Source organism: Kitasatospora sp. NPDC030952 (assembly GCF_055571335.1).
In genome coordinates this window covers 74,959-84,341 of sequence record NZ_JBVIFM010000033.1, presented here as the reverse complement: position 1 = coordinate 84,341, position 9,383 = coordinate 74,959, and the positions used below count along the sequence as shown (strand labels likewise).

At 75.1% G+C, this 9,383-nt stretch carries 7 protein-coding genes and 1 pseudogene; 7 read left to right on the top strand and 1 reads right to left on the bottom strand.

Features of this window, described 5'->3' with window-relative positions; translation table 11 throughout:
- The 6 genes and pseudogenes from ACZ47G_RS36380 to ACZ47G_RS36355 form a co-directional block, all read left to right on the top strand.
- A pseudogene (locus ACZ47G_RS36380) lies at window positions 1-90 on the top strand (electron transfer flavoprotein subunit beta); the annotation flags it as partial.
- Window positions 91-137: 47 nt separating this feature from the next.
- Window positions 138-1,100 (top strand): electron transfer flavoprotein subunit alpha/FixB family protein, encoded by a 963-nt coding sequence (locus ACZ47G_RS36375; protein ID WP_465750240.1) that lies wholly within the window; start codon window positions 138-140, stop codon window positions 1,098-1,100.
- Between the two features lie 196 nt (window positions 1,101-1,296).
- On the top strand, window positions 1,297-2,718 hold the full coding sequence (locus tag ACZ47G_RS36370) for an acyl-CoA synthetase (protein ID WP_465750238.1): 1,422 nt from the start codon (window positions 1,297-1,299) through the stop codon (window positions 2,716-2,718).
- Between the two features lie 340 nt (window positions 2,719-3,058).
- Window positions 3,059-3,985 carry a C40 family peptidase gene (locus ACZ47G_RS36365; protein WP_465750236.1) on the top strand — a complete coding sequence of 309 codons (927 nt, stop codon included), beginning with the start codon at window positions 3,059-3,061 and terminating at the stop codon, window positions 3,983-3,985.
- 436 nt (window positions 3,986-4,421) lie between these two features.
- The gene (locus tag ACZ47G_RS36360) at window positions 4,422-5,489 is read left to right on the top strand and encodes an NUDIX hydrolase (RefSeq protein ID WP_465750234.1); all 1,068 of its coding nucleotides are present in this window, start codon (window positions 4,422-4,424) and stop codon (window positions 5,487-5,489) included.
- An 84-nt stretch (window positions 5,490-5,573) separates the two neighbouring features.
- Complete coding sequence (locus ACZ47G_RS36355; RefSeq protein ID WP_465750232.1) at window positions 5,574-6,413, top strand: DUF4184 family protein; 840 nt, start codon at window positions 5,574-5,576, stop codon at window positions 6,411-6,413.
- Between the two features lie 73 nt (window positions 6,414-6,486).
- On the opposite strand, the gene ACZ47G_RS36350 is transcribed toward ACZ47G_RS36355, so the two are convergent.
- Window positions 6,487-7,851: a M20/M25/M40 family metallo-hydrolase gene (locus ACZ47G_RS36350; RefSeq protein ID WP_465750229.1), complete on the bottom strand. Its 1,365-nt coding sequence runs from the start codon at window positions 7,849-7,851 to the stop codon at window positions 6,487-6,489.
- A 229-nt stretch (window positions 7,852-8,080) separates the two neighbouring features.
- Between ACZ47G_RS36350 and ACZ47G_RS36345 the strand changes: the two genes are divergently transcribed.
- Window positions 8,081-9,259: a geranylgeranyl reductase family protein gene (locus ACZ47G_RS36345; protein WP_465750250.1), complete on the top strand. Its 1,179-nt coding sequence runs from the start codon at window positions 8,081-8,083 to the stop codon at window positions 9,257-9,259.
- The last annotated feature ends 124 nt before the right edge of the window (window positions 9,260-9,383 follow it).

Here is a 9,383-nt window from a genome sequence, read left to right as displayed (position 1 = left end):
CCGGCGCGTACCGCGGGCACGGTCGTCAAGGACGAGGGCGAGGGCGGCAAGCAGCTCGCCACCTTCCTCGCCGACCAGAAGTTCATCTGAGCCCCCGCCCGTCAGCGCATCCAACGATCGATCAGGAGCAACGAATCATGGCTGAGATCCTGGTTCTGGTGGACCACGCCGAGGGCGTGGTCCGCAAGCCGGCCCTCGAACTGCTGACCCTGGCCCGCCGGATCGGCGAGCCGTCCGCGGTGGTCCTGGGCGCCGGCGCCGCGGCCGCCGACATCGCCGCCAAGGCCGCCGAGTTCGGCGCCGCCAAGGTGTACGTCGCGGACGGCGCCGAGTTCGCCGACCAGCTGGTCGTCCCCAAGGTGGACGCCCTGGCCCAGATCGCCAAGGCGAACGACGTGGCCGCCGTCCTGGTGACCTCCTCCGGCGAGGGCAAGGAGGTCGCCGCCCGCGTCGCGCTGCGCCTCGGCTCCGGCATCATCACCGACGCCGTCGACCTGGAGGCCGGCGACGGCGGTCCGGTCGCCACCCAGTCGGTGTTCGCCGCGTCCTTCCAGGTGAAGTCCAAGGTCACCAAGGGCGCGCCGGTCATCACGGTCAAGCCGAACGCCGTCGCCCCGGAGGCCGCCGCGGCCGCCGGCGCGGTGGAGAACGTGTCGGTGGAGTTCACCGGCAATGCCGCCAAGGTCACCTCGCGCACCCCGCGCGTCTCGACCGGCCGTCCCGAGCTGACCGAGGCCGCGATCGTGGTCTCCGGCGGCCGCGGTGTCGGTGCCGCCGAGGGCTTCGGCGTGGTCGAGGAGCTCGCCGACGCGCTGGGCGCGGCCGTCGGTGCCTCGCGTGCCGCCGTCGACGCCGGCTGGTACCCGCACAGCTCGCAGGTCGGCCAGACCGGCAAGCAGGTCTCCCCGCAGCTCTACATCGCGGCGGGCATCTCCGGTGCCATCCAGCACCGGGCCGGCATGCAGACCTCGAAGACCATCGTGGCCGTCAACAAGGACCCCGAGGCCCCGATCTTCGAACTGGTCGACTACGGCGTGGTCGGCGACCTCTTCGCGGTGCTGCCGCAGCTCACCACCGAGGTGAAGGCCCGCAAGGGCTGATCCCGCGGGTAGGGCCCGTCGAGGACGGGCTCCGAGACTGGAGGGCGTGGTACCGGGTGCTCGGTGCCGCGCCCTCCATCGCGTCGTGCCCCGGGCGGCGGGGAGCGGCGCGCCGGCCCGTAGAGTCGGCCGGACGGTGCCCGGGCGCGGGAGCCCGCGGCGCGACCGGTGCGAGGACGAGGGCGAGGACGGAAGCATGGCACTGCTGACGGCACTTCAGGGTGGCCACGGCGACGCGGCGGACGCGCTGCGGATCGACGGCCGGGCGCTCTCCCGGGAGGAGCTGCTGGGCGCGGCGACCGCGGTGGCCGACCGGGTGGCCGGGGCCCCCGCGCTCGCGGTGCTCGCCCGGCCCACCGTGGAGACGGTGGTCGCCGTGGTCGGCGGGCTGCTGGCGGGCGTCCCGGTGGTGCCGCTGCCGCCCGACTCGGGCCCCAAGGAGCGCGAGCACATCCTGCGCGACTCGGGCGCGGCGCTGCTGGCGCACGCCGCCGGGGAGGCCGCGCCCGACGGCGCGTCGGTGGCGGCCCTGCCCGTGGACACCGCCGAGCGCTCGGCGACCGGGTACGCCGAGCCGGCCGCCGGCGCGACCGGCTTCGTGCTCTACACCTCGGGCACCACCGGCGCGCCTAAGGGCGCGGTGATCCGGCGGGAGGCGATCGCCGCCGACCTGGACGCCCTCGCCGCCGCCTGGCAGTGGACGGCCGAGGACACCCTCGTCCACGGCCTGCCGCTGTTCCACGTGCACGGGCTGCTGCTCGGCGTGCTGGGCGCCCTGCGCACCGGCAGCCGGCTGGTGCACACCGGCCGGCCCACCCCGGAGGGGTACGCGGCGGCGGGCGGGAGCTTGTACTTCGGCGTGCCCACCGTGTGGTCCCGGCTGGCGGCGGACCGCGAGGCCGCCGGGCGGCTGGCCTCCGCCCGGCTGCTGGTCTCCGGCAGCGCGCCGCTGCCGGTGCCGGTGTTCGAGCGGTTGGCGGCGCTCACCGGGCACGCCCCGATCGAGCGCTACGGGATGACCGAGTCGCTGATCACGGTCAGCACCCGGGCCGACGGCGAGCGGCGGCCCGGCAGCGTCGGGCTGCCGGTGGAGGGGGTGCGCACCCGGCTGGTCGGCGAGGACGGCGAGCCGGTCCGGTACGACGGGGAGAGCGTCGGTGAGCTGCAGGTCGCCGGACCCACCCTGTTCAGCGGCTACCTCAACCGGCCGGACGCCGACGCCGAGGCCTGGACGGCGGACGGCTGGTTCCGCACCGGGGACGTCGCGGTGATCGGGGCGGACGGCTTCCACCGGATCGTCGGCCGCGCCTCGGTGGACCTGATCAAGAGCGGCGGCTACCGGATCGGCGCCGGCGAGGTGGAGGCCGCGCTGCGCGACCACCCGGCGGTCGCCGACGCGGCGGTGGTCGGCGCGCCGGACGAGGACCTCGGACAGGCGATCGTCGCCTACGTCGTCCCGGACGGCGCCGTGACGGGGGAACAGCTGACGGCCTTCGTGGCGGAGCGGCTCTCGGTGCACAAGCGGCCGCGCCAGGTCGTCCTGGTGCCCGAACTGCCCAGGAACGCACTGGGGAAGGTGCTCAAGAAGCAGCTGCTGGCGGAGGCCGAAGGGCGCTGACGAGGGGGTGTCGACACGCCGGGCGGTGACGGGGGTTCACTCTGATGCGCCGTCGGCAGCCGCCCTGCGGAAACCTTCCTTTGGCGCACTCCACTGCGCGCCGTGAGCGGACGCGTGCCTAACGTGACACGCAGGCAGAACTGAATCCCGGGCGAGGCGCCGAGGCTCCCGGTCGTACGACCGGAGGCCGCGGCTCATCGGACGGGAGTCTGCCGAGGGTACGTACCGGCCCCGCCGGGGCGTACCCGCGTGTCCGCAGCAGTTTCCGCAGCCGACCGTTCGGCGGCCGTACGCCGCAGTACGCCGCAGTGCGTTCGCAGCAGTGAAGGAAGTCAGCAGGATGACCACCGTCAACACCGGCGCGCCGGATGCCGCCGACGAACCGACCGGGCCGCACGCCCCCGCCACCCCCGCCCGCTCCGACGGATCCGCCCGTCCCTCGCGGGCCGCGCGGATCCGTCGGGGGATAGGCATGGCGGCCGTGATCGCGGTCGGCGCGGGGACCATCGGCCTCGGCACCGGCGTGAGCCCCGCCGCGGCCGAGCGGGCGCCGGCGCACGCCGGGTGGGACGGCTCGCGGTACTGGTTCAAGAACAGCCAGGGGCAGTGGCGCTGGACCACCCACTACAACGTGTACCTGGCGCGGACCGGCGGGGCGAAGTCCTCGTTGAAGTCGTCGAAGTCGTCGTCCCCGGCGAAGTCCTCGAAGTCCTCGAACGGCGGGATCAAGCAGGGCTGGGACGGCTCCCGCTACTGGTTCAAGAACAGCAAGGGGGAGTGGCGCTGGACCTCCCACTACGACGTCTACCTGCAGCGGACCGGCGGCTCCTCCTCGTCCGGCTCCTCCTCGTCCGGCTCCTCCTCGTCCGGCTCTTCGGGCGGCTCCCAACAGGTGGCCGAGGACCGGGACGTCGAGACCGCGGTGGAGTACGCGCTCGCCCAGCTGGGCAAGCCGTTCCGGACCGCGGGCAACGGGCCGGACGGCTACGACTGCTCGGGTCTGGTGCAGCAGGCCTTCCGGCGCGGCGGGATCAGCCTGCCGCGGGTCGCCAACGACCAGTACGCGGCGACCACGCCGATCAAGGCGAGCCAGCTGCGCCGCGGTGACCTGCTGTTCTGGTCCCCGAACGGGACCGCGCGGGGCATCCAGCACGTGGCGATCTACCTGGGCAACAACCAGTACGTGGAGGCCGCGCGGCCGGGGACGCAGATCCGGATCTCGGGGATCAGCAGCGGGTACTACCCGGCGTTCATGGGCCGGCCGTAACGCACCTGCGCGGGGCGCCCGGGCCGACCGGTCCGGGCGCCCCGCCGCGCGGTCAGGGGCGGTTCGACCAGGCGCCGGGGGTTCGGGGGTCGGGAGTCCGGGGGCGGGGGTGGGCGGGGGAGCGGAAGGGCGCAGGGGCGGCGCGAGCGGCGTACGGGTGGGGCGCGCACGGAAAGTCGGCCGGTCCGACTTCCTGTGCGCAGGCGATGGCGGCAGGGTGCGGCTTTGATGGCGGCCGGTCCCCATATATCCGTACCGGGCCCGTGGCCTGGGCACATGCCGCTGTCAAGGGGCGGGTCGGGGCGCGCGGGCGGGCGCGGCGAGCAGTTTTGGGGAGCGGCGTACCGCGGGTACCACCACGGGTGGCGCTGGTTCGGCCGACGGGGGCGCTGCCCGGTGCGAACGGCATCGGGGCAAGTCGAGGGCAGGGGACGTTGTGATCGTCTGGGTCAATGGCACATTCGGGGCGGGCAAGACGAGTGCCTGCCGCGAGCTGGTGGAACTGCTGCCCGGGAGCGTGCTCTTCGATCCCGAGCTGGTGGGCTTCGGATTGCGCCGGATGCTCCCGGCCGACCGGCTGGCCACGGTGTCCGACTTCCAGGACCTCGCGGCCTGGCGCCGGCTGGTGCCGGAGACGGCGGCCGCGTTGCTCGGTGAGGTCGGCGGACCGTTGGTGGTGCCGATGACCCTGCTCAGAGAGGACTACCGGGACGAGATCTTCGGCGACCTCGCCGCGCACGGGATCCCGGTGCACCACTTCGTGCTGGACCCAGAAGAAACGATCCTGCGTGACCGTATCGCGCACCGCGAGGAATGCCCCGGCGACCCCGAGGGCAGCGAGCGGGTCCGCACCTGGTGCCTGGAGCACCTGCCCCGCTACCGGGCCGCCCGCCGCTGGCTGGTCGGCGACGCCCGGATGATCGACAGCAGCGCGCTCACCCCGCGCGAGACCGCGCACCGGATCGCCGAGCTGGTCCGGGTCGGCGCCGCGCGCTGCCCGATCGTCCAGGCCCAGGACCCGACCGGGGACACCGTGGCCTCGGCCGTGCTGTTCTTCGACGAGCAGGACCGGGTGCTGCTCGTCGACCCGGTCTACAAGCCCGACTGGGACTTCCCCGGCGGCGTGGTCGAACGCGGAGAGGCCCCCACCGACGCCGCCCTGCGGGAGACCGCCGAGGAACTCGGGCTGCGGCTCGACCCCTCCGTGCTGCGCCTGCTCGCCGTCGACTGGGAACCCCGCACCGGCCCGCGCCGCGGTGGCCTCCGGCTGATGTACGACGGCGGGCTGCTGGACGACGCGGGCCGGCGGAACCTGCTGCTGCAGCAGGAGGAACTGCGCGGCTGCCGGTTCGTCACCCTGGAGGAGGCGGCCGACCTGCTGCCGCCGAGCCGCTTGCGGCGCCTCGCCGCCGCGCTGGACGCCCGGCGCAGCGGGGAGCTGCGGTACCTGGAGGCGGGGAGCCGGGTGGCGCTGGGCCTGGCCAGTACGGCGGAGGCAGTTTAGGGCCTGTCCGGCGGATCTTGCCGGGTGCGCGGGGCGGGCGGCCCCGGTTGGTGGGGCGGGCGGTGCGGGCGTCAGGATGGGGGCATGCCGTTCACGCTGAGCCACCCCGCCGCCGTCCTGCCCCTGCTGCGCGCCGCCGGGCGGCGCGGGCCGTTGGTGGCCTCGGCGTTGGTGGCCGGGTCGATGGCGCCGGATGTGCCGTTCTTCGCCGAGTCGCTGCTGCCCGGGGTGTACGGGCACGGCGGGCTGACCCACGCCTGGTGGGCGGTGCCGACGCTGGACGTGGCGATCGCCGGTGCGCTGGTGGCGGGGTGGCACGGGCTGCTGCGGGCGCCGCTGGTGGGGCTGCTGCCCGAGCGGTGGGCGGGCGGCGCGGAGGCGCTGACGGTCCGGCGGGGCTCGGGTGCCGGGGGCGTGGACGCGGCGTGGTTCGTGGCCTCGGCGGCGGTCGGTGCGTTCACCCATGTCGGCTGGGACGCGTTCACCCACGGCGGCCGGCTGGGGGTTCGGCTGTTGCCGGTACTGGATCGGAAGGTGGCCGGTGTCCCGGTCTACGAGGCGCTGCAGTACGGGAGTTCGGCGCTCGCGCTGGCCGCGCTGGGCGGTTGGGCGGCGCGCGCGGTGCGGGCCGTCGAGCCGGTGCGGCCGGCCGTGCGGCTCGCGCCGCGGACCCGGCGGGCGGGCGTCGCGGCGCTGGGGGTGGCGACCGCGGTCGGGGTGCTGCACCGGCTGAGCCCGCTGCGTCGCAACCTCGTTCCGGAGGTGTGCTTCGGGGCCGGGGCCGGGCTCGCGGTGGGGGCGGTCGGGTATGCGGCGGTGGTCGCGGCTGCCCGCCGGTGGGGTGGCGGGCGGCCCGGGGGCGGGTCCGGCGGACGGACCGGGGCCGGTGCGAACTCCCCTGAGAGGGTGCGCAGTTCGGTGTAGCGGTGGGCACGGCGGCGGTCGGGGCCGCCCGCCGGGTGGGGTGGCGGGCGGCCCCGACCGGGTCGAACTGCCGTCAGACGGTGCGCAGTTCGGCGTAGCGGCGGAGGAACAGGGCCTCGCTGAGGGCCATCCGCTCCAGCTCCCGCGGGTCGACGCTCTCGTTGACGGCGTGGATCTGGGTGGTCGGGTCCTCGACGCCGATCAGCACGATCTCGGCCTGCGGGTAGAGCGAGCGCAGGGTGTTGCAGAGCGGGATCGAGCCGCCCTCGCCGGCCGCGACCATCGCGGTGCCGAAGGCCTCGGCCATCGCCTCGCCCATCGCCTCGTAGGCCGGGCCGTCGGTGTCGGCGCGGAACGGCGCGCCGTTGCCCTGGCGCCGGACCGTCAGGTGGGCACCGAGCGGGACCTGCGCCTCCAGGTGGGCGACCAGGGCGTCCTGGGCGTCGTCCGAGCTCATGCTCGGCGGGACGCGCAGGCTGATCAGGGCCTTGGCGGCGGACTGCACGGAGGAGGTGGCGCCGATCACCGGCGGGGCGTCGATGCCCAGGACGGTGACGGCCGGGCGGGCCCACAGGCGGTCGGCGACGGTGCCGGTGCCGGTCAGCGCGACGCCGTCGAGCACCTTGGCGTCGGCGCGGAACTGCTCCTCCGGGTACTGCACACCCTCCCAGGTCTGGTCCGAGGCCAGCCCGGCGACCGCGACGTCGCCCTTGTCGTCGTGCAGCGAGGCGAGCACCCTGACCAGCGACTGCAGCGCGTCCGGGGCGGCACCGCCGAAGGCACCGGAGTGCAGGTTGCCGGCCAGCGTGGTGATCGAGGCCTCGACCACCGTCATGCCGCGCAGCGAGGCCGTCACGGTGGGCAGGCCGGGGGCGAAGTTGCCGGTGTCGCCGATCACGATGGCGTCGGCGGCGAGCAACTCGGGGTGGGCCTCGGCGTAGCGCTCCAGGCCGCCGGTGCCCTGCTCCTCCGAGCCCTCCACGATGATCTTCAGGCTGACCGGGTAGCCGTCCCCGTACACCTGGCGCAGCGCCCGCAGGGCGGTCAGGTGCATCAGGATGTTGCCCTTGCAGTCGGCGGCGCCGCGGCCGTACCAGCGGCCGTCGCGCTCGGTCAGCTCGAACGCCGGGCTGAGCCAGTCGTCCTCGGCCAGCGGCGGCTGGACGTCGTAGTGGGAGTAGAGCAGGACGGTCGGTGCGCCCTCCGGGCCGGGCAGTTCGCCGTAGACGGACTGGGTGCCGTCCGGGGTGTCCAGCAGCCGGATTCCGGTCAGGCCCTCGGCGGCGAAGGCCTCGGCGACCCACTGCGCGGCCTTCTGGCACTCCTCGACCGGGAACTGGCGCGGGTCGGCGACCGACGGGAAGGCGACCAGCTCGGCGAGGTCGGTGCGGGCACGGTCCATCAGGGACCGGACGGCGTCGGCCAGGGGCTGTGACATCGGGGCTCCGGAAGGGACGGTCCGCCCGGGGGGTGGTACGGGCGGAGGCGGTCGGTTGGGGTACCGCCGATCATAGGCGGAGCCCCTCGGGAGCTTCCGGGGAGCTTCGGGGCCGGCGGGCGGTGCGGCGTCCGCGCCGGTGATCGGACGCATAGGATTGGTCGACGTGACTGACTCCGGAAGCCCTGATTCCCGTAGCCCGCTCAACAGCCCGCTCGACGAGGCGACGGTGCCGCCCGACGGCGTCTGGGACGTCGTGGTGGTCGGCGCCGGACCGGCCGGATCCTCGGCCGCGTACGCCGCCGCCGCGCAGGGCCGCCGGGTGCTGCTGCTCGACAAGGCCGAGCACCCCCGGTACAAGACCTGCGGCGGCGGCATCATCGGCCCGTCCCGGGACAGCCTGCCGCCGGACTTCGAACTGCCGCTGCAGGACCGGGTGTCCGCCGTCACCTTCGCCTACGACGGCCGGTACACCCGGACCCGCCGGTCCGGGCGGATGCTGTTCGGGCTGGTCAACCGGGACGAGTTCGACCTGCGCCTGGTGCAGTCGGCCAAGCAGGCCGGGGCGGTGCTGGTCACCGGCGTGACCGTCACCGGGGTCGAGCAGCGCGGCGGCGAGCACCGGACGGCCGTCGTGACGGCCGCCGACGGGCGCACCTTCGAGGCCCGCGCGGTGGTCGGCGCGGACGGCAGCGCCAGTCGGATCGCCCGGCACGTCGGCGTCACCTTCGACCAGATCGACCTCGGCCTGGAGGCGGAGATCCCGGTGCCGCCGCAGGTCGCCGCCGACTGGTCGGGCCGGATCCACCTCGACTGGGGCCCGCTGCCCGGCAGTTACGGCTGGGTGTTCCCGAAGACCGAGACCAGCAGCCTGACCGTGGGCGTCATCTCGGCGCGCGGCGACGGCGAGCGGACCAAGCAGTACCTCGCCGACTACATCCGGCGGTTGGGCCTGTCCGGCTTCACCCCGCGGGTCGAGTCCGGGCACCTGACCCGCTGTCGGGCCGAGGACTCGCCGCTCGCCCGCGGTCGGGTGCTGGTCGCCGGGGACGCGGCCGGGCTGCTGGAGCCGTGGACCCGCGAGGGCATCTCGTACGCGCTGCGCTCGGGCCGGCTGGCCGGCGAGTGGGCGGTGCGGGTCGCGGAGGCGGGTGACGCGACCTCGGTGCGGCGCGAGGCGCTGAACTACGCGTTCGCGATCAAGGCCGGGCTGGGCGTGGAGATGCGCGCGGGCAAGCAGCTGCTCGGCGCCTTCGAGCGGCGGCCGTACCTGTTCCACGTGGCGGTGACCTCGGTGCCGGCGGCGTGGCGGGCCTTCGCCCGGACCACCCAGGGGCACACCACCTTCGCCCAGCTGCTGCGGCAGAACCCGGCGGCGCGCAAGCTGATGGCGATGGCCTCGCGGTAGCGGCGCGGGCCGTACGGCGGGGGGCGTACGGCGGGGCGGGGCCGTACGGCGTGTTGGGCCGGCGCTCCTCCGGTGCGGAGGGGCGCCGGCCCTGTCCGGGGCTAGGGCTGGGGCCGGGCGCTGG

Excerpts from the sequence above, each read along its gene's own strand:
- ACZ47G_RS36375 (WP_465750240.1), top strand. The coding sequence starts at position 138 with ATGGCTGAGATCCTGGTTCTGGTGGACCACGCCGAGGGCGTGGTCCGC.
- ACZ47G_RS36350 (WP_465750229.1), bottom strand. The coding sequence starts at position 7,851 with ATGTCACAGCCCCTGGCCGACGCCGTCCGGTCCCTGATGGACCGTGCC.
- ACZ47G_RS36355 (WP_465750232.1), top strand. The coding sequence starts at position 5,574 with ATGCCGTTCACGCTGAGCCACCCCGCCGCCGTCCTGCCCCTGCTGCGC.
- ACZ47G_RS36365 (WP_465750236.1), top strand. The coding sequence starts at position 3,059 with ATGACCACCGTCAACACCGGCGCGCCGGATGCCGCCGACGAACCGACC.
- ACZ47G_RS36370 (WP_465750238.1), top strand. The coding sequence starts at position 1,297 with ATGGCACTGCTGACGGCACTTCAGGGTGGCCACGGCGACGCGGCGGAC.